A 21180-nucleotide genomic window follows, 5' to 3' on the forward strand; every position below is an offset into this window, starting at 1 on the left:
TCCTCTCTATCGCTGGATATTCCCCGAATCTTCTCTCGATGAAATGTTGAATAACCACCCCGTATAGGGGCGGTTTTCTTAGGCTTGCATAAATGCTTCTAACGGTTCCAGAATCGCGAACGTCTTCTTTGCATCCTTCTTACGTTGCTCATCATAGAGTTTGGTCAACTCTTCGAATGATTTAGCTTTAATCTTCGTATAACTCGATTTGGTGTATCTGATTATGTACGTCTTTAACCCTTCCTCTTCACTCCACTCGTAAACGACATCATATTTGTCCCTTAAATTCTTTAAATGAAGTGACCGGCGCAACACTGCAAAGTGTTCTTCAATGGCTTCATCGCATTCCTCCATAATCTTCTCGTATGTGCAGCCAACTCGCATCAGAATTTCCGATGCCCGTTCATCGCCATATCTCGCGAGAAATTCCTTCAACGAAACCAGCGCATATAGCAATATTTGTTCCTTGTCATTCGGATTCCTGTATTCATAACAGCCTACAACCAAATTGCGGTCGGTCATCTCCTCCTTACTGAATTGCATATTAAACAAATACTCGAGAGTCTTTTGCTTCATAACGGTTTCCAACATCTGTTCTTTATCAATCCTGATGCCCGTTGTCACCCACGGAAACGGTAGTTGGCCGTTACCTTCACGCGGTATGCTACCCCTAAGATTCAAAATCGGCATACCCGTAGCAATTGCGTACGACCTGTTATATCCTTCGCCCGCGAATATTTCCTGTTCTTCTAGCATGTGTCCTGCCTCCTTTTAGTACCAAGTTCCATTCGGCGACTATTGCATATCCATAAAACTACCACTTTTTTTGTGCTGGTCTCTTATTAGTTCATCAGCGCTTTTCATTAACCCACGAAGATATTTCTGGGATATATTGTATCATATGAGAACAATAAGTCCATCTAATGGTTCCGTTATCCTGCCCGTTGGTTAATGCCGGCTGCCAGTCTACAACTTTATTTTCACGGTCTAATACTTTATTTTTCAGTCTAACAATTTATTTTCACAGAACAGCTGAAGCCCAGGCGACCGGCACGCAACTGCTCTCTCCGATCCGGACGAGATCCACGCAGCTTCATACATAGTGCCCAACGGTGCAGCTCATACACACAGGACGGCCCAGGCTGTCCTTTTGTCCGTCTCCGGAAGTATCGAGCAGCCAGGCGCGTACCAGGAGTGCCCACGAGCTGAAGTCCGAGCGACCGGCCCGCGGCTGCTCCCTCCGATCCGGATCCACGCAGCTCCATAGCGCCCGCCGGCGCAGCTCATACACAAATTTCTCTTGCTTTACCGTAACAAACCGTTTGTCCAAGTCCTTCAAATTAGAAATGTCACCTTGAACGCCAGTAACCCGATCACCGATCAATTGTACTGCCGCGTCTAACTCCCTTTTGTCTACGGCCGGAATAAATACGTAGGCTCCTTCCGAAACGAATCGTTGTGCCGTCGTAAGTCCGATCCCGCTTGTTCCTCTAGCCAGCTATCTCTCGTGCCTTGCCATGTTTCATAAAAGATCAAGTCATCCGTCTGATCCAGATCGTCCGAAACTATGGCACTAATGAATGCCTTCTCGGATGAGCGTTCTTTATTCTTCTTTCTAACTTCTTATTTGATGGAACCATTAGTACTTGGAAATGACTTTTGACCCTCTTGTTTACCTGCTGAAAAACTGTCGATTGACCTGTTCTATAAATGGAACTATACTTTGTAGCAAAGAAGGTGAGTAGATGAAACAAATAAGCAGTCGCTTTTCGATGGCAGTCCATATTCTCTCGATGATTACGTTGGATCCCATATATAGTACAGGTGATCGAATTGCACGTAGCATTAATAGTAACCCTGTTGTAATTAGAAGGATTATGGCCCAGCTCAAAAAAGCAGGGTATATTGAAACAAAACCAGGAGTTGCGGGGGCCTCCCTTCTGGTATCGCCCGAAAGATTAACCCTGCTGGATATCTTTCAAGCGGTCGAATCTGTGGAAGGAAATCAGCTTTTCAATTTTCACAAGAATACTGACCCCAATTGCTCTGTAGGTATGAACATTGAATCGATACTATTACCAAAACTCTCTAATGCGCAGAAGGTCATGGAGCATGAACTGGCTTCTGTTACCCTAGCTCAAATTGTGGAGCAAATACGGACAGAGGCAAATGTAAAATAAAGCTACTCCTACGGTGTATGGAGTAGCTTTATTTTACATTTTTTAATTTTTCACCAATCAAACAGTAGATTGCGCAGGCTCTACATATTCAATAAAACTGCCATCGGGATGCTGCACAAAAATGCTTGGACCAATAGGACCATACTGATCCCTTATTATGAGGGTATTTTGTTTTTTTAATTCTTCCTTCAATTCGTTCATAGAATCCACATACACCACGGCACGGAGTGATTTAGCAGGCTCCATGGCATCGGGACTTCCAGATACAATAACGTAAGGATATACTGTGGCTAAAGATAAGCCAGCTTCAGGAATGTCCCACGTCCGATCCGTAGATCGGTTAGCAAGAGATTCATAATAAGCAACGGTTGATTCAAGTTGCTCGGTAAAAACGGGGATAAAATGATTTAAGATTTTCATGTTAGCCTCCAATTTTTTGTTTTCTAATTATAACCACAATAGTTATAACTGTTTTAGTTATACAAGAACATCTTGATTCTGTCAATTTTTTTCGATGAGTATTCTCATGATTTGTATACTTGTCTTGTTTCGTCTACTTGAGATCTGTTTGGTCACTCGATTCCTGGCAATGACATCGTTCTATGACGCCTTAGCTTGGCATCTCTTTTCTACAACACAAAGGGTTTGATAGCTGAGTTTTTCAAACCAAGCAAAAAACACGGGCATTTTCTCTCTACTTCCTAACTGTGTTGAAGTAAGATTCAACGTTTAGGTACTCATCTAATCGTTCATCGGACTATGTTCTTGCCCATTCCGGCAATCGGTACAAGTTCTTGTCCCTCGACAGTCGTCAATATCATCTTCTTTTACAGACTCTTTAATTCTTATATAACAATCTTTTAAACCAAGATTAACAACTATAGAGAGTATAATGTCTATACCTTCGTAAGACTTCGTATTCCATAACCTGCTCAGTGTGATATCTACATCGTATCTTGTTTTGTCCTCTAACAGCTCATAAGTCATGATTTGTCGATCTGTCAATTCGGCGAGGATCAACAAAAACTCTTCTTTATCCATACGCTTACTTTCAAAATCTATTAGCACATTTCTAAATAAAGATATTCTCAACTTTATGAAAATTTTATTTGAGATTCGGGCCAAGGACTAGTTTGTTTTGTTCATTAATATTCTTTACATCCATTGAACGTTAAAAAAATCTGCGATCAGAATCAATATTTTATTCTAACCAATTTGTAAAAAAAGAACATTATATTCATATTTGTGAAACAAAAATTTGCACATGTATTGCTAATATTTAAGGCTAAAGTTGTATATTAAGAATAATACTATAATGGTAAAATAATCCTTTGTATGATTGGTTTTATACTATCCATATTGGGAGAGAAACAATTGAAACTATTGAATTCAAACAAAACTTCTTTAGAAAAAGGAATTCGTTACATCGCACCTGTGACCGTGATGATGCTGGCTCTTTTGGGAGGATGTGATGCTCCTCCAGACACAAATGTACCGGAAACAAACAATATAATGAGTGAGCAGGCGGATGATCTCCATTTGTTTTCTGATGACCGTAAAGTTAGTGTCACTGTACCGGCAGATTGGACGACTTTTTCCAGTGACAAAATCCCTGCTCTCTTGAGCGTCGTAAATAAGCAAGGGGATTATAATTTTGTCATACAACGCAACAGCCAAGTTGATATGGTTTCTGAGATCACTTTGGAAGAGTATGCGTTAGTTGCCCCAAACGGCATCTCTTTTGGTAATGAGGTTATGCTAGAAGCTAAAGATTCAAATACGACAACTACCATAGATTCAGAAGAATCCTATATGAGCGAAGGATCAATAACTTACGACGGTATGGCTACCAATTACATAAGTGCTTCATTCAAAAAAGAAGATCATTATTATCGTGCCCTTTTGATCATCCAACATGAGCTAACCGAAGAGGATCGGGTTCTGTTCCATCAATTAGCCTCTTCCCTGCATGTCGTCGATAATCAACCGGAATCAGATCGTATCGCTTCTCATTCATCGACCCAAGTGGTAAAAGATATTGATACAGAAGTTGAATTACAGATTCCCTCCAGTTGGATTACAAAATTCAAACAAAACACAGAAACAAACATTAAAGCTATAGATCCGACTGGTAATGAACTTGTAACCCTGACCAGATATAGAAAATCAGATTTCGGTGACTCATCTCCCCCTCTTGATTTTATGGCAGATGCCCATATCGAATATATATCGGAAAATTTCAAAGCTGTTAAGCAATTGAGTTCAAGCGAGGAAGAAATAGACGGTAGAAACGTGATTCAGTACGAATTTGTGGCCACAGTTGGAAAAAGCAATCTAGGTTTTCTGGTTTCCGTTTTCGATTACCCTGAAAACTTTACAATTATTGAGTTTATCGCGCCCGTCAGCACTTTTGAACAAACAAAAGAGGCATACCGAAATCATATTAAGAGTTATCGCGAGAACCCTTAAATGTCTGATTAATTTACCTGAACTAGCAAATAATCTAAAAATACCAAACAATTATTGTGAAAATACATACGTTGTCTGAGGAGCGTTGTAGTTTGATATCCACCAATAAAATCATACAGGTTACCTTAGTCACTGGCATCATTGTGGCAATTGCAGGTTGTACCACCAGCAACACCAATGTGGAGAATTCATTTATCGAAAACCAAGAGCTTGAAATTCCAATGCAAGAAACCAAACCGATTCATAAAACCATCTACTCCAAACAAAAGGAAGTCCAAGTCACGCTTCCTAGTGAATGGAAAGCAGAGGATGAGCCTAATTCAATCTCACTCGTTCATGCTGTTTCATCAGATGGAAGTAAAACCTTAGATATGAGTCGATATAAACGCAGTGATCTAGCTTCAAAAATTAATCTTACAGATTATATTGGAATACAACAAGAAATTAAAAATACTAGTACCGATTCACCTAAGAAAAAGGAACGATTGCTCCGGACAAGTGAAGTAACCATTGACGGATACACTTCCTATGTAAAAGAAACAGAAATGGATTACGATTCAAGTCAAATCGGATACATCACTGCTTACTTCGAACGCAAACACCATTTTTATACTATTTCATTAGAATCAAACGGTGGGCTGACGGAGGAGGATCGGATTCTCTTTGAAGAAACTGCAAAGCATGTTCGAATATATCATGATGAACCAACGGATACTTCTACAGTTGAATCTCCATTGGAACTGATAGATCGTTCATTGGATGAATCTGCTTCCCAAATCAGTCTCCCATCCAGTTGGACTGTTGATCCACAATATTCGAAAGAGCAGGAATTCAAATTTTCCGGTTTTCTCAACACCTTCAATAACGAATCTGTAATGATCGCTCGCTATCCCAAATCTTTTGGAACGACATTAACTAAATTCTATTCTTCTATGGTTAAGAGCAGTATAGAGCCTTACAGCTTAATACCTCTTCCTGCTCCTGCCTCCGTAGAGATCAATGGTTTAAAAGGGTTTCAGGTGGAAAACTATTCGGAAGCTACCAAGCTGAAAACTGGTGAACTATACACCTTCTTGGATACTCCAAAGGACTTCGTAATTATCATTTTCACTTCGAAAGCCAGCCGTTTTGAGCGAGTGAAGCCTGATTACATCAAGTACACACAGACTTATCGAGAAATACCATAAAATAAACAAAGAGATCTGCCTGATTCAGGCCAGATCTCTGTTTGTATAATCACCATATTGACCTTAACTACATTTTCGTTATCTAAGATAGGTTTTAGATTCGTAATTTTGTAGAGTCGAACTTCATCATAGGAACTACATTGCCACAGAAGTCTTTTTTGTCTTGCCTCCATATCCGATTAACAACTGCCCTTTAAAGCTTGAGACTACGTTCTTCGGTCATCTACCTTCACTACCAACCATGGTAACATTGTATAATGATTTCATTCCCTATCATAAGGAGGCCTGTAAAATGAGTTACAGTAAATACTTCCCATTGGAAAATTACCTAAACCAAGTGTCAATCACCCTTACATATTCAGAGCTGGAGGAGATCCTTGGATTCAAATTACCACCTACCGCCTATAAACGTGAACAGTGGTGGGAAAATAATACTATGCATCATCCACAAGCTAATTCTTGGTTGAACGCCGGATGGAAAGTTGAAAGAGTAAGTTTGGGAAAGGAAGTTACCTTTGTACGTGACGAATCATAATCTATCTTACTGAAGCTTGAAATCCAATTAAGCTAACTATTCAATGCCTCAATGGTCTGCAATTGTTATGAGCAGTAGCTGCCTTGAAGTGAGGGAATTCTAACTATTGGACAGTTAAAAGCATAATTTTCTTCTCGAACCCACCGCGCTCATCTTGTTTATTTTTACGAATATTTTCTAGTTCCTCTATTGTAGTACCGTGATTAAGGGCAAAACTATAAACTACCTCTAACAAGTCAGCTAGTTCATGTATCTGCTCGTTTTTGTTTTTAGCTTCAAAGAACTCGTTTATGTCACATAATATTGTGAACATTTTCCTGTATTATGGTACTTGATAAAGCTTTAAGTGCATGTGTTCAATGTTTAGATATACATCTAAACGGCAATCGGACTATGTTCTTGTCCATTCCGGCAATCGGTACAAGTTCTTGTCCCTCGACATCTGATTTATATTACCTGGTGCTAGTGGAGCACCACAATTTGTAAACCAATTTATTCTATCTATTCTATCAAAGATTAATTTGTCTACTTTCACTGTAGCTCACCTCTATCTAAGGTTTTTTGGTTTGATTAATTTTACTAGGTATTCGATGCACTGGCATTCCTCCTTTTTGAATTCACAGATTGACGCAGCACCGTCGCATCGACAGGAGATTACTTTTTAAAATTACGTGTCATGTATTTCTAAACTAAAACTGTGAGAGGCTATCACAGTATCTTTTTCAGTCCCCACATTAAATAACCTGCCCGTTAGTTGAACAAAAGCAGCCGGTCACAGGGATCAGCTGCTTTCTACGTTCTATTACACTATCGTTTCCCTTTAGCTTAATGAGTTATTACATAAGCCTGCTTCACAAGCTTCTCGTCCAATCTTGCCTTCTGACGCAAATGATGCCTGCTGTGCATGTTAATCATCTCAAACCATTCACGCGCATTAAGCCAGCCAAACCAGCCATGACGCACCTTGCAAGCCTGATTCGTCCCGTTTTCCCCCTATCATATCATAGTCGTTAAAGCACCTGAGCAATCTCCCAAATTGCCCGTCAGGGTCGGCAAAACAAGCTGTCCGCCGCCCCCAAGGACGCGTTATCGGCCCATTTAACCATGTAACGCCCCGCATTTCCAACTCATTGCACCCCCGGTCAACGTCGGGCATTTGGATTGTAAACAAGAACCTTGCACTATCTCCGACACGACCAACCTGAACCGGATCAATCAACTCTCTGGCATTCGATTGATTTAAGAGATTTATGCATGTATTTCCGTAATTAAATACCGCGCAGTTTTCGTCTTCGTATTGGATTAATAGTTGAAATGACTCTTGGTAAAACGTCTTCGATCGCTGCAGATTTTCCATAAATAATGTGATTATGGCGAAAAAAAAGGTTATTAACTTACTGTGCCTTTTTTATCATATCATCCATATCATCTTTTATAGTGATGCTAGCGAGAACATCTTCCTTTGATTAAGTTTGGCAGTAAATCCATCACGGTGAAATATTCAGAGATTATTTGTCACAAATCGACTTGGAAGCTACAGCAAGGATTGCAAGTGATAATCCTTTAAAAAACTTACCGTCTTACATTCGTCAGTGTACTCCCCCATTCACCGACTGGTTCAAGCCAGCTTACGATTCTATCATCAATAAGGTTGGTAAGTGTACCTTCATACTCAGCACGATAAGGTTTATTAAGTTCGTGTTGAATCCAACTTTCTCTTGTTCCCTGCCAGATCTCATAGATGACAAGATCATCAGAATGATCAAGATCATCGGAGACGATCGCATTGACAAAGGCAGGTTCACTTTTGAAATTGCTAATCATTGCAAATAGGCTTTCACGGAAAGTTTCTTTCTTACCAGGTTTAATTTTAAAACGGATATTGAGAATGATTTGATTGTTGTTTGTTGACATCACTACACACTCCTTTTATTAATTCTTAATTTTCTTCATGGCCACAAGTCTCATTATGTACTATGTATCACTTTTAAAATAGTACGTACTTTTTAGTTATATAGTAACCAAAAAGTGATAATTGTGATAAAGTAAAGAATAAATTAATTTAATTTTTTAAATTACTCTATTCTACATTTAATCTCCGATATTCATCCTTGTTCCATGTCTTCTCTGCGTAATCCTGCCCCCAATCACAAAGAGCTCGCAAAGTGGGTTCAAGTGACATACCCATTTCTGATATTGCATATTCCACTTTTGGTGGTACCTGATTGAACATTTTTCTTATAATCAAATTATTACTCTCCAACTCCCGCAACGACTGTACCAACATTTTCTGAGAAATTGATGGTATGAGCCTTTTCAATTCACCGGTCCGTTTAGGACCTTTTATTAAGTAATACAGAATAAGAGGTCTCCACTTTCCGCCAATGACATCTAAGGTTATTTCCAGATCACAATAAAAAGTTTTCAATTGAGAAACACCATCCCTTATTTAATTTCCATTATTATAGTACATGTGTTGATTAAATCCACCTCCCTTGCCCTATATTCTGTCAGTTTTAATCAATGCTATTACATGATCTGTTTAAATCAGATATTCTTTAAGACGATTGAACTAACGGGAAATGATTGCTCAAAATGCCTGAGTTATTTATCCTTTTTCAAAATTCAAATGCGAACAAAAAGAGCTGAACGCGAACCTTAACTAGGAATGGATAAATCCATGCCCGTTGGCTTTATGAAATAAGGTGAAATACCGATTAGATATACGCCTAATCGGTAATAGGAACATGTTCTTGTCCCTCAACAATGACAGGATCAGCACTAAGTACGATATCGGTATATGTTTTCATTCCTCGAGCCAAAAGACACATCCAGCATCCTCTCCACTTCTTTGCTAAAGTGCTTTTACGAGTTTGTTTTATCTAATTCAAATGAGATCACAGTTTTAATCGAAGTACTTCCGATCATTGAAGCTGGTTTCTTTGACTATAAAACAGCATTCAGTGTTTCTGTCACCCATAAGAGACACAACACTTCTACTCAGATCTGAAATGCGAAAACTGTCCTGTATAATGCTGCTTATTGAGGTTTTAATTACATTTCTTCTCATTTAGATACCCATCTAATCGGTAATCGGACTATGTTCTTGTCCATTCCGGCAATCGGTACAAGTTCTTGTCCTTGGCTCGGGACACGAACTTGTACCGATAAAATAAAAAAGCCGCTAAAATAGCGACTTCAATAGGAACATGTTCTTGTCCCTCGACAAAAATTCTATTCCCCGGCCACACCAGCCTCAATCATATGGCGCAAAAAATAGTTCCATTCAATTGGAAGTATTTCCAAAACTCAATATCCCTTATACTACTTACTAAACAATATGTATGTATAGGCAAACATCCTCCCGTGGAGTTGGTTTACCTATTAAAAGATAAAGACCTCATTCATTTGAATTGATTAATAGACGGCTAATATGAATGGTCAGATAGATCTGTTCCTCTTTGGTTAAAATGAATTTAAATGATTTCTCGATATAAGATTTTATGACAAGGGTACATTGATGCTCTTTAGCAAAGGTGGAGCTTATGTTATCATACAAAAAGAAATTATCAGAATCTAATGTTCGCTCCTCCAGTAAACGCTGAGCCAGAAATTGCAAGTGAGTCACAAAGCGTGAATAATTGATGGAGTTGGTATCCAATTCAATGGCAAAGTAGTGATTTATCATTTTGGTAACATCTTTAATAAACGTGGTGACAAATATAACGTCCTGCAGATTACCTTCATTTTTTTGTGCATTTACGATATGGAAAGCAATGTTCCCCGCCTCTTCTTCTGGTAATTGAAGTCCTAAACCAGATTCAATTTCGTTCAGCGCCATAAGGCCAATTTCAAATTCCTTCGGATAGAATTTTTTGACTTCCCAAAGTAATCTATTCTGTAATGTCATCCCTGACTTGAAGCGGAGAACCGCCATATGAAGGTGGTCTGTCAAAGTAACGTATACCGAATCGAAAAGTTTTGATCCTAATGTCTTTTCTGCCACTTCAACAATTCGCCGGGTGATCTCCAAATACTCTGGTGGTGTCTCCTCCATCAATTTAATCAAATTTTCTGAAACGGACTGGTCTTCAAGAACATAGATTTTTTCGATTTTGGAAGAGTCAATGCGATTACCAATCTTGTTGTTATATCCGATAGCTTTACCCATGACAACGACATCTTCACCAGTATCCTTCTCTGCAAGAACGATACTATTATTCAGAATTTTAATAATTTTCATAATCGATTGCTTCCTCCTTAAAACTACATAAACTCAGAACCCGCATCAGCAGGTCCTGAGCCCATCCATCAAGCTGGAGTTAAAGGTTTTCTCCGTTGCTCGCGATCACTTCTCTATACCAATCAAAAGACTTTTTCTTGATTCGCTTCAAACTTCCAGTGCCGTCATCATGCTTATCCACATAGATAAAACCATAACGTTTCTTCATCTCACCTGTACCAAGTGAAACAGAGTCGATACAAGCCCAGCTCGTGTAACCAATCAGATCAACGCCTTCTGCGATAGCTTGTTTCATTTCTTTAATATGCTCTCTTAAATAATCAATACGATAATCATCATTAATGTTCCCGTTCTCATCCATGGTATCCACGGCACCCAATCCATTCTCTGCAATCATCAACGGTACTTGATAACGGTCATACAGTGTATGCAACGTATAGCGTAAGCCGATCGGATCAATCTGCCACTTCCATTCACTCTCTTGAAGGTATGGATTTTTGACTCCGCCTAGCAGGTTTCCACCCGTCTGTTCTTGGTTTGGATCTGAACTCACGCAGACAGACATGTAATAGCTGAACGTAGTGAAATCAACAGTTCCTTTCCGTAGAATTTCGGCATCACCCGGCTCCTGCTGAAGGGTAACTCCCTCCTGCTGGAAAAATAGTTTTGAATAGGACGGATAATATCCACGGTGAAGCACATCGGAACAGAAGTAAATCTTCATTTGCATTTCACGGGTAGCTAACATAATATCTTCAGGATTACATGTCAGCGGGTAAAACGTAAAATGGGTCAACATGGATCCAAATTGAAAATTCGGATTAATTTCTTTCCCTTTCATCACCGTCAATGCAGAAGCAACAAACTGATGATGTAGAGCCTGGAACCGAAGCTGGGCATTATCTTTCGTGAGATCAATAAGACTACCGTTTTCATCAGAGATAATCCCGCCCGCTTGATATGCTTTATGTGAAAGGGTAATACAGTTAATTTCATTAAATGGAATCCAATATTTCACATCGTCTTTATAACGATTCATGATAACCTCGGAATACCGCAAGTAATGCTCTATCATCTCTCTACTCGCCCAACCGTTAATCGTTTTGGAGAGATGGAACGGAAATTCATAATGAGCGATGGTGACGAGGGGTTCAATATTATATTTTTTCAACTCGGCAAAGATTCGATCATAGAATTCAAGCCCTTTTTGATTTGGCTCCAGTTCATCCCCATTCGGAAAAATCCTCGTCCAGTTTATGGAGAACCGGAACATCTTGAAACCCATTTCTGCAAAAAGTCTAATATCTTCTTCATATCGATGATAAAAATCAATCGCTTCATGGGTAGGATAACGTTCGGCAGGGTCCATTTCCAATGTGATCCGACGTTTTTGGTGAATGGAGCCACCTGTAAACATATCTAGTGTGCTGACTCCTTTACCGTCTTCGTTCCAGGCCCCTTCGATCTGATTGGCAGCTGTGGCTCCTCCCCACAGAAAACCTTTCGGAAATTGATATAAGTTATTCATATTAGACATCTCCTTTAGTTAGTGTCATGATGGCATCTCCAGGTTGTACTTTAGCGGGTGAGTTCCCCGTAATTTCTGAAAATTTGTCTGTGTTGGTTACGATCATCATGGTGGTTGTATCCAAACCAAAAGCTTTTATGGCATCCATATCAAATTCGATCAATTTGTCCCCTTTGGATACCGTATCCCCAGTATTTACGAAAGCTTTAAATCCGGAACCTTTCATCTTTACAGTATCAATTCCAATATGAATCAATAGTTCAACTCCATCTTCCGAGACCAGTCCCAACGCATGCTTGCTTTTATACAAAGGGGAAACCGTCCCATCCATTGGTGAATACAGAATGTTATCTTCAGGAAGAAAGGCAATTCCCTTACCCATCATTTCTTTGGAGAAGACTTCATCGGATACTTCACTCAGAGGAATACTTTTTCCGCGAAGTGGAGCAAATAGGTTAACCGTATCCGTTTTACCTGAAGCTGCCGGTTGAGAAGAAGTAATAACTTCTGTCTGAGCAGCAACGTTATTTACGACTTCGGCATTGGGATCCACAGGATCGTTGAATCCAATGAATCTAGCGATAATAAATGTCGCAATAAATGAAATGATTAACGTGATAATGGCGATTAAAAAGTTATTGTCCGCTCCAACGAACATGGGAAGTGAAGCAAACCCTGGCCCCACTGGAACATAGGCTTTAAGCTGCATTAGTCCTGCAAAAATCCCTGCAATCCCAGCTCCTGCCATGGCAGCATACAATGGTTTTTTGAGCTTCATCGTAACACCGTAAAGTGCAGGTTCTGAAATACCAAAGGAGGCAGTCACGCCGGAAGAAATCGCAAGCTGACGCAAAGACTTGCTTTTTGTACGAGTGGCCACGGCAAAGGAGGCAGCACTCTGGGCAAAGTTTGAGCAAAGATGTGCAACCAGAATCAGCATGTCATACCCAGGGTTGGCGATGGTTGAAACCATAATAGGAATGAACACCTTATGAATACCCAGCGATACGAAGATAGGCATCAATACGGCTAAAATGGCTACGGCAACAAATCCAACATGCTGCTGAATCAACAAGATACCTTCTGTGAGTCCGTTACCCAAGAAAACACCAATCGGGCCGAGCGCCAAAAGAGCTACAGGTCCAGTGATCAATATAACAATGAGTGGACTAAGAAATATTTTCACCACATTAGGCGATACTTTGTCTGCGAAGCGCTGGATATAACCCATGAATAATACGATCAGAATAATCGGCACCACTTGTCCACCGTAATTCGCGGGAGTTACAGGAATACCGAACAATGAAAGTGGATTGCCCTCAGCAAATAATGCTGTAATTTTCGGATGAAGTAATGCTGCACTAACTGTCATGGCTAATGGCACACTCGATCTAAACTTAACAGCTGTCGAATAAGCAACCAGAACAGGCAGGAAATAAAATGCAGCATCTGCAAGGTTATTAAGAATGATATAGGTTTGTGAATCTGTGCTTAGTATTCCGGTCATCGAACACAATAGCAGGAGTACTTTGAGCATCCCTGCTCCTGAAACTGCTGGAACAAGTGGTTGGAATATTGCCGAGATGACTTCCAGTATGGACCCCGCACTAAATTTCTTTTTAGAAGACGCTTTCTCAGAGCTTAAAGAAACATCTCCATTTTGGGGTAGTTCCCGGTATACGTAACTTACGTCGTTTCCAATGATCACCTGGAACTGACCGCCACTATTCACGACACCAATCACTCCATTGATCTGTTCAATTTCTTTTTTGTCAGCTTTAGCATCATCCTTGAGTTTAAATCTCAACCGTGTAGAGCAATGGTATACGTTTTCAATATTCCCTTGCCCGCCTACGCCCCTTAATATCTGGGATGCTGTTTCTTTATAGTTCATCGTTATCCCCTCTTCTTGGTTATCTGAAAACGAAAAAGGCCTGAATAAAGTAGAGGAAAGCACATCAACAATGTACCATTCCAATACTTCATCCAAGCCTTGCCTGCATTATCAGTAACACACTCGGTAAGTAAATTTATAAAGTTATAAAATAAAGAAACCCATGTTCATTCCGGAATAAAGCGATTCCATTTATCTGACAAGATCATACATGATAATTTTATAAAAGTAAAGCTCTTCATCTTAATTTTAAAAAAAGCACTTAAGAGGCGGCAGGTCACTGACACGAGGGATAACTCTGTGTGGCCGGACTACCAACTTTTTACACTCTATAAGAAGAAGTTCCGAATCATGTTGTTGATCTTCTGATATATCCATTCCTCGATTTCTTATCGGTTACCATCTTGTTATGATTGTACTATCTACACTCTAACCTGAAATATTCATGACTATCTAACTAAGGTTAGAAATTAGTTCTAAGTATTCGATCGCCATTTTACAATTAGTTTCTTCAGGGATCCCCATTGAAACGCGGGTCTAATACGATGAGTAATACTGTTCACAAGTCTGAAAGTACTATGATTATGCGCTGAATGCGGGAGAAAACTCATAAATCGGTATGCTCTTTTCCCTTTAGTACTATTACTTTAATTTTTTTACCATTCTGTACAATGACACAGTGGGTTTACTTATTTCAGATGTAATTTCATACCCAAGTCGGGCATATAATTTTGCTGCCAGATGATTTTCTTTTTTTACTTGTTGTTGAGGCTAATTTCTCCAATACGGTGATAGGTAAACACGTTTTAATTGGTTTTGGACACCAAGTTCAGATCGGATGCCCAAAACCGCGAAGTAATAAACCGTTTCATAGAATCAAGCCATTGCTAAAGTCTAAATAGTCTCATTTCCCCAAATGCTTACCAGATCATTAATTTGAAGCGACATGACCTTTAGTTCTCCGCCAAGGGCATAGAGTTCTAGTCCGCAACTTTCCAAGTGCGGGAAAATCATGTCTGAAATAGCGGTTGTTCCATTGTTACCAAAGACCTCTACACTAGACCAATCAACATAGATGCTCAACTGTATCCGTTCATGCTCTGGCTTCATGGGGGCCTTGTGTTTTGCAGCAAAATCGGGATGGAAATCAACGGTGTTCGACTTCGTCCGGTCGACAAACAACTCCTCATTCAAGACAGTATATCCGATGACTGTCTCCTGATCGGAAGAGGAAGATTTTCGCACCTTGAACCCGAATTCTGTTGCAGTACCGATTTCAAATTCCGCAATAATTTCCATCTTCGCAGCAGAAACAGCAGCCAAAACGTTCAGATCTGGTTTAATCGTAATGTCTTGCAGAGACAGCATCGGTCTTCTAAGTTGATTTAACTCAGTTACGGGTGATTGAGTTAAGCGAAGACCTTCCGAATACGTCCTAAGCTGAATCTCGCGTGGGATTGACATGTGGCCACGCCATTCCTTGGAAGGAAGAGTGGAAGCATAACGCCAATTGTTCATCCAGCCGACCCAAATCTTTCGCCCGTCCTCATTCGGGATACTATCCCAGGTCACGGCCGCATAAAAGTCAGATCCGTAATCTATCCATCTGATTGTATCGAATGATTCTAATGTTTCATCTAGTTTAAAAACCTTCCCATCAAAGTCACCAATAAAATACATCATGCCAGAACCACCTGCGGGTGGCTCTGAATCGTTTGGATTTACGCCATTTCTATCTCCGACACTTAGTATCAGAATCCACTTTGTGGTATTAGGGTCCTCATCCACTTGGATTTCAAACACCTCAGGACATTCAAATATTCCACGATGGATACCTGGAATATCGGAACCGAAATCACTTTCAAAAGACCAGTCCTTAAGATTCGAAGATGTGTAAAATTCTACACGGTCTCTTACAGCAAGAACCATTACCCAGTTTGAAGATTCTTCATGCCAGAATACCTTTGGATCCCGAAAGTCTAGCGTTTCTTTGGGGAATAAAACAGGGTTACCTTCGTATTTTGACCAAGTTCGACCTTTATCTTTGCTGTATGCGATGCTTTGAACCTGTGGTTTACCGGGCTGAGCGCTGTTGCCATCATTAGTATAAATTGCAACCAATCCTGATCCTGCTTCGTTGAAGAATCCGCTTGTATTGTTCTTATCGACTACTGCACTTCCCGAAAAGATCGCTCCATCTTCCCCAGGCGGGATGGCTGGTGGAAGTTCATCCCAATGTACTAAATCATTACTTACTGCATGACCCCAATGCATTCTGCCGAAGTCAGGCTGCGTATCGTGAGGAGTATGTTGGTAGAAAAGGTGATATTCTCCTTCGTAATAAACCATTCCGTTAGGATCATTCATCCAATTTCCCTTAGGTGAATAATGTATTTGAGGTCTGTATTCATTTTTATAAATAAAGTTTTCTGGCCCTTTGCTGATACTATTTTCACCTAATAAGTTTACTTTTTTAATTTTGTTCACTCTCCCTTGAGGAAATTTAGAATCTAAAAAAAAGTAATATTAAAACTTTTTTTCTTACTAATAGGATTGCATGCCTTAATGTGTTTAAAAATACATTCCTTATTAACAAAATAATCCAACAGTTTTCATTTGTCAAAGTATTTTTTGTATATTGCACAATATTTATTTGTTTTTTTCTTTCTCAAGTTTACATTTGCACATTTTATGGCGGATTAATCGATAATAACAACTTTTATTTAAGTCAATCTAAATAGTCTTCTTAATTTTTAAACAACGTAATTTGCAAATGTAAACTAAAGATGATATTGAAAAGCGTTAATTTAATCTATCCTGCCATCCCAGCGAGCCTGCATTAGCCACCATTGACAGTAATGAGAGGAGTATCAAGGATGTTCATATAATTTCATCCATTAGTAAAAAAACAGCTGTATCAGATCTCACTTATTGTAATCAAACAACCAATCAGTGAATCTGCACTAGCACTCATGTTTCCTAATCATCAAATGTATGATAATTCTGCAAAATGAAATAACCGTATTCTTGATGAGTATGACTCGTCAAAAATACGGTTATTTCATTTGGACGTTCTTTACCATTTTGTTTGTACTATTTTACATTGTACTGATAGTGCTGTATCACACTAATTCCGAAGTCTCTCATAAACTTCTTTCGATCTGGTGTCAGCAGTAAATAAAGCCTTAGACTGTCGCTATTTTATTGAGCTAACGTTCCTCGTTAGTTTAACAAAAGTTGTCCGTCTTTTGCGTTGAAAAACAGCTTTATAAAGTTCCCTTGGGTATCGTATCCATAGACATTAATACATGTTTGACCGTTGACCATGGCTAGACGGAAATGATATCCCGATGCCCAGTCGGTTCCGGGTTTTAACTGATACTTTGACCTGCTATATCATTCAACAAAGGCAGCCGATCGTGTGACCGACTGCCCTCGTGGGTATATTCTGCTATCATTCTTCGATAGTTCCCACCAAACATAAATTAGTGTGCACATTAATGCTGGATGGACAGAAATCCGGCTATCTCTGCCTGCAACGTTTCGTGAAATCGTAAGCGATCAAAGCCAGGCGGGTCCTGCGAGGGGATAAAGGCTGGTGAAATCATCGCAGATGGGAACGGGCTCAGGAAGGAAAAATGTCCAGCGTTCTCAACAGTCCGATAGAGAACCTTTCGTGGGTCTGCAACACCATTTAAGACGATTTGAGCGTGGAAAGGCGGCGTGTACGGATCATGCTGCGCATCCATCATCAGAATGGGGAGATTCACACTGCTAAGCGCTCCTTCATTCCGGAACCAAACGGACGCCGGCGCCAGCAAAACCAGGGATCGAATGCGCCGATCGCGCGTAACCTTGATCGGGTACGGCTGCCCGTATGGACTTTCGTTAGGGAAGGAAGTCGGGACGCCTCCTGCTACCGCTAACGCTGTGTATCCGCCCATGGAATGCCCAATGACCGAAAAACTGTCCGACTCGATCAGCCCTTTGAATCTCTCATCTTCAGAAAACCAGTCAGCCGCAAGGCAAAGGTGTCGGGGGCGATTGGTGAGATTGGTGACCGTACCTTCCAGACTATTATCATTGCGATTATTGTGCGGATGTTCGGGGAGACCAACGATAAAGCCGCTTCGCGCCAAATGCCGGGCAATTGACCGGTATACAAACGGAGAACCACCTGAACCGTGTGAAATGATAACCAGCGAAAACTTCCCCTTTCGTGGTGCCGCATCTTTGGCCACCTCAATAGGATACGGACCTAACTGATGGGTCTGTTCCGGGGAATCTGCCGGATACATGACGATCATGGGGAAGGTTATCCCCAACGAAGGGTCGGTTATCTTCACCTCGCAGTATCCCGCGTATCCTTCTATAATTTCAGCATTTTTGTTCATCTCGAATTCCCCTCTTCTTGTGATTCGTACTCTTTATGATGGTGAACGAATTGGAATATAAATGTCCAGTACAGAGTCCTCGTTTGTCGGACCTAAAAATCGCTGGTCATAACGCGCGAATTCCGGGGCATTGGTACGAACGCTGCCCGACTGGGGTAACCATGTTTCGTAGATGTACTGGAAAGTATCATTGAGTCTGTCTAACGGCCCCTTGTGTGAAAATACTGCATAAGTTGTTGCTGGGAACAGCTTGGCAATCATCCCTGCTGGAACCGGACTTGCTTCGTTGTCAGCCTCGACACATGCGGTATAAGAGACTTCCCATTGCTCACCTGTAAGTTCAATAACCGCATAATAAATGCCTTCCGAGTTAGGTTTTCGCTTGATTTCAGAAACTCTCTGCCTGAAGCTTCGCCATAACAATCCGACCTCGTCCGATTCGACACCTCTTATCGACATGCCAACCAGATTCAACTTTTCCATGTGAACTAAAGAAGGTTCGAGAGAAATACCAGTGTGCAAATGTTGCAACCTCTCTTCATTCAAAGGATGCATTTCCATGGTCCGGAACAACGTATCCTTCATGTCTCTTTGCTTGCGGAATTGTCCAGGCGAGATGGAGAACATTTTACGAAAGGCGCGTGCGAAAGCTTCTTGGGATTCGAACCCGCACTTTATGGCGATCTCGATAATCCTTTGGTTGGTATGAAACAAATCATATGCCGCGCGAGTCAATCTCCGCTTGCGGATGTACTCCGAAACGGAGCATCGTGTAACAGATAGGAAGATACGGTGAAAATGGTATTGCGAATAGCCTGTGACCTCCGTAATCTTAACGTTTAAATTCTCATCGAACATATGATCTTCAATATAGGATATGGCCTTGATTACTGATTCCTTATAGTTCATTTCAATGCCTCCATGGAGATATTCTCACTTTACGGCATGCGAAACGCCTTGTTTTGATTTTTTTTGCGGATTGTGCTTTTTTCTCGTATATTAACACAGTCAGGTTCCGGATCAGCTGCATTCTTGTTAAACGCCCATCAGGCAACCGAAAGCAAAACTTAAACACAAAGTTTATTTATTCCAAGTAAATCACCTATACCTTCAGTTGGGAACAATTTCGAACCCCTTCGCGCTCAGCGACTGCTTTATAACTTGAAGAACCTTCGACATACGCTCTAACTGCTTTCATTTTGATTTCTTCGGTCTACTTGTCTGAAATGTTTGTCCTTTTTTCGCCATAAAAATATGCCCTCCAAGTTTCACTTGAACCCCCATAATAACATGAAGGTTTTTTTAAGTGTCTACTTGAAGGGGATAATACCACTTTTTATGGTACCATGTTCTTCTCCCTCGACATGGTCTTAGCCTGTTCTACCACTCCCGATTCGGTATCAAGTGGCCGGATGAAAGGATCCATGCTCTGGTAACGTAGTCCCGAGGAATCCAGAATATTGAAAAAAATGCTGAATATAGTTGCTCTGTACAGGTGTATTTTGCAGCCCCTATTCCTCCTGGCAACAGGCTCAAATGAGAATGCCAATGGTCTTTTGCGAGAATGCTTTCCTAAATGCACGGATTTCGCTCCAATGACAGACGAAGCTTTATGCCGTGTTCTTGATCTGATAAGCCACAGACCACGGAAATGTCTGGGCTGGAGGATGAAAAAAGAAGCTGCAACAAAAGGTCCGGGTAACGCCAAACCTCTTGATGCAGCTTCTTTTGTATTTCTACTCGCTTTGCACAGCGAATACATAATAACTTTAAGCCTTGCGAAGCATTTGTCTCTCGCTTAGCTGTGATAGCATATCCTTCGTCATGGCCTTCAGGTCGTAGCGGGCATGAAATCCCCATTCTGTCTTCGCTGCCGTCGCATCAATGGAATGCGGCCAGCTATCGGCAATTGCCTGTCTCTTCGGATCAACGTCATAATCGAGGATAAAGCCGGGAAACTCATCCCGAATCGCTGCAGCGATCGCCTCCGGATCCACGCTCATTGCGGTGACATTAAATGAATTTCGGTGCATCAACCGGGAAGAATCCGCTTCCATCAATTCGATGATAGCGTTCAGGGCATCCGGCATATACATCATGTCCATGTTTGAGTCCTTTGCGATATAAGATGTATATCGGCCAGCCGTCACGGCTGCGTAATAAATTTCCACCGCGTAATCCGTCGTTCCTCCGCCGGGAGGCGTCATATAAGATATCAAACCCGGGAATCGCAGCCCCCTGGTATCCAGGCCGTATTTGTGAAAATAATAATCACAAAGCAGTTCGCCGGACACTTTGTTCACGCCGTACATCGTATTGGGCCTCTGGATCGTATCCTGCGGGGTATTGTCTTTCGGAGTCGAAGGACCAAAAGATCCAATGGAGCTTGGAGTGAAAAATTGGCAGCCGAGCTCTCTGGATATTTCAAGTGCATTCATCAATCCGCCCATATTCAAATTCCAGGCAAGCAGCGGTTTCTCCTCTGCGGTAGCCGACAGCAGCGCAGCCAAATGGATGACGGTATCAACTTCGTACCGCTTGGCGATTTCGAACATCGCCTTATCATTCGTCACGTCCAGCAGCTCGAATGGCCCGGATCGGGTAATTTCGTGGGCTGATGACCTGAGATCCGTAGCAACGACGTGATCCGCACCATAAATTTCACGTAATTTAACAACTAACTCAGAACCGATTTGGCCTAGTGCTCCGGTCACCAAAATTTTGTCCATAAGACATTCCTCCCGAAATAT

The 21180-nt window shown here is 40.9% G+C and carries 17 protein-coding genes and 2 pseudogenes; 5 read left to right on the forward strand and 14 right to left on the reverse strand.

Going from position 1 to position 21180, the window contains the following annotated elements; all coding sequences use genetic code 11:
- Positions 1–78: 78 nt before the first annotated feature.
- Positions 79–756, reverse strand: coding sequence for a hypothetical protein (locus tag JNUCC31_RS00345; protein ID WP_228469386.1), 678 nt, complete (start codon positions 754–756; stop codon positions 79–81).
- A 538-nt stretch (positions 757–1294) separates the two neighbouring features.
- A pseudogene (locus tag JNUCC31_RS00350) lies at positions 1295–1498 on the reverse strand (SDR family NAD(P)-dependent oxidoreductase); the annotation flags it as partial.
- Positions 1499–1745: 247 nt separating this feature from the next.
- Between JNUCC31_RS00350 and JNUCC31_RS00355 the strand changes: the two are divergent.
- The gene (locus tag JNUCC31_RS00355; RefSeq protein ID WP_128102248.1) at positions 1746–2180 is read left to right on the forward strand and encodes an Rrf2 family transcriptional regulator; all 435 of its coding nucleotides are present in this window, start codon (positions 1746–1748) and stop codon (positions 2178–2180) included.
- A 57-nt stretch (positions 2181–2237) separates the two neighbouring features.
- Here the strand turns inward: JNUCC31_RS00355 and JNUCC31_RS00360 are convergent, their stop codons facing one another.
- Positions 2238–2600 (reverse strand): VOC family protein, encoded by a 363-nt coding sequence (locus JNUCC31_RS00360; RefSeq protein ID WP_192267528.1) that lies wholly within the window; start codon positions 2598–2600, stop codon positions 2238–2240.
- 321 nt (positions 2601–2921) lie between these two features.
- A complete protein-coding gene (locus tag JNUCC31_RS33005; protein ID WP_228469388.1) occupies positions 2922–3221 on the reverse strand; it encodes a hypothetical protein in 300 nt (99 codons plus the stop codon).
- Positions 3222–3554: 333 nt separating this feature from the next.
- Here JNUCC31_RS33005 and JNUCC31_RS00365 point away from each other — a divergent pair, with 333 nt between their 5' ends.
- The 3 genes from JNUCC31_RS00365 to JNUCC31_RS00375 all read left to right on the forward strand — a co-directional run bounded on the left by JNUCC31_RS00365 (position 3555) and on the right by JNUCC31_RS00375 (position 6371).
- Positions 3555–4649 carry a hypothetical protein gene (locus JNUCC31_RS00365; protein WP_192267529.1) on the forward strand — a complete coding sequence of 365 codons (1095 nt, stop codon included), beginning with the start codon at positions 3555–3557 and terminating at the stop codon, positions 4647–4649.
- 92 nt (positions 4650–4741) lie between these two features.
- Positions 4742–5836: a hypothetical protein gene (locus JNUCC31_RS00370; protein ID WP_192267530.1), complete on the forward strand. Its 1095-nt coding sequence runs from the start codon at positions 4742–4744 to the stop codon at positions 5834–5836.
- 292 nt (positions 5837–6128) lie between these two features.
- On the forward strand, positions 6129–6371 hold the full coding sequence (locus JNUCC31_RS00375; protein WP_192267531.1) for a DUF7662 domain-containing protein: 243 nt from the start codon (positions 6129–6131) through the stop codon (positions 6369–6371).
- A 934-nt stretch (positions 6372–7305) separates the two neighbouring features.
- Here JNUCC31_RS00375 and JNUCC31_RS00380 read toward each other — a convergent pair.
- The 9 genes from JNUCC31_RS00380 to JNUCC31_RS00420 form a co-directional block, all read right to left on the reverse strand.
- Complete coding sequence (locus JNUCC31_RS00380; RefSeq protein WP_192267532.1) at positions 7306–7728, reverse strand: VOC family protein; 423 nt, start codon at positions 7726–7728, stop codon at positions 7306–7308.
- Between the two features lie 215 nt (positions 7729–7943).
- Positions 7944–8285: a putative quinol monooxygenase gene (locus tag JNUCC31_RS00385; RefSeq protein WP_192267533.1), complete on the reverse strand. Its 342-nt coding sequence runs from the start codon at positions 8283–8285 to the stop codon at positions 7944–7946.
- 166 nt (positions 8286–8451) lie between these two features.
- Positions 8452–8799 carry a winged helix-turn-helix transcriptional regulator gene (locus JNUCC31_RS00390; protein ID WP_192267534.1) on the reverse strand — a complete coding sequence of 116 codons (348 nt, stop codon included), beginning with the start codon at positions 8797–8799 and terminating at the stop codon, positions 8452–8454.
- Between the two features lie 972 nt (positions 8800–9771).
- Positions 9772–10614, reverse strand: a complete 843-nt coding sequence (gene licT, locus JNUCC31_RS00395; protein WP_192267535.1) for a BglG family transcription antiterminator LicT — start codon at positions 10612–10614, stop codon at positions 9772–9774.
- 79 nt (positions 10615–10693) lie between these two features.
- Positions 10694–12142: a glycoside hydrolase family 1 protein gene (locus JNUCC31_RS00400; RefSeq protein ID WP_192267536.1), complete on the reverse strand. Its 1449-nt coding sequence runs from the start codon at positions 12140–12142 to the stop codon at positions 10694–10696.
- Between the two features lies 1 nt (position 12143).
- On the reverse strand, positions 12144–14036 hold the full coding sequence (locus JNUCC31_RS00405) for a beta-glucoside-specific PTS transporter subunit IIABC (RefSeq protein WP_192267537.1): 1893 nt from the start codon (positions 14034–14036) through the stop codon (positions 12144–12146).
- An 894-nt stretch (positions 14037–14930) separates the two neighbouring features.
- Complete coding sequence (locus JNUCC31_RS00410; RefSeq protein ID WP_192267538.1) at positions 14931–16523, reverse strand: glycoside hydrolase family 32 protein; 1593 nt, start codon at positions 16521–16523, stop codon at positions 14931–14933.
- 1010 nt (positions 16524–17533) lie between these two features.
- On the reverse strand, positions 17534–18430 hold the full coding sequence (locus JNUCC31_RS00415; RefSeq protein WP_228469390.1) for an alpha/beta hydrolase family protein: 897 nt from the start codon (positions 18428–18430) through the stop codon (positions 17534–17536).
- Positions 18431–18463: 33 nt separating this feature from the next.
- Entirely contained in the window at positions 18464–19339 is an 876-nt protein-coding gene (locus tag JNUCC31_RS00420; protein WP_192267539.1) for an AraC family transcriptional regulator, read from the reverse strand.
- Positions 19340–19930: 591 nt separating this feature from the next.
- On the opposite strand from JNUCC31_RS00420, the pseudogene JNUCC31_RS33015 reads away from it, so the two are divergent.
- A pseudogene (locus JNUCC31_RS33015) lies at positions 19931–20112 on the forward strand (transposase); the annotation flags it as partial.
- An 87-nt stretch (positions 20113–20199) separates the two neighbouring features.
- Here JNUCC31_RS33015 and JNUCC31_RS00425 read toward each other — a convergent pair.
- The gene (locus tag JNUCC31_RS00425; protein ID WP_192267540.1) at positions 20200–21159 is read right to left on the reverse strand and encodes an L-threonine 3-dehydrogenase; all 960 of its coding nucleotides are present in this window, start codon (positions 21157–21159) and stop codon (positions 20200–20202) included.
- Positions 21160–21180 lie beyond the last annotated feature (21 nt).

The organism is Paenibacillus sp. JNUCC-31 (assembly GCF_014844075.1).
Classification (GTDB): Bacteria; Bacillota; Bacilli; order Paenibacillales; family Paenibacillaceae; genus Paenibacillus.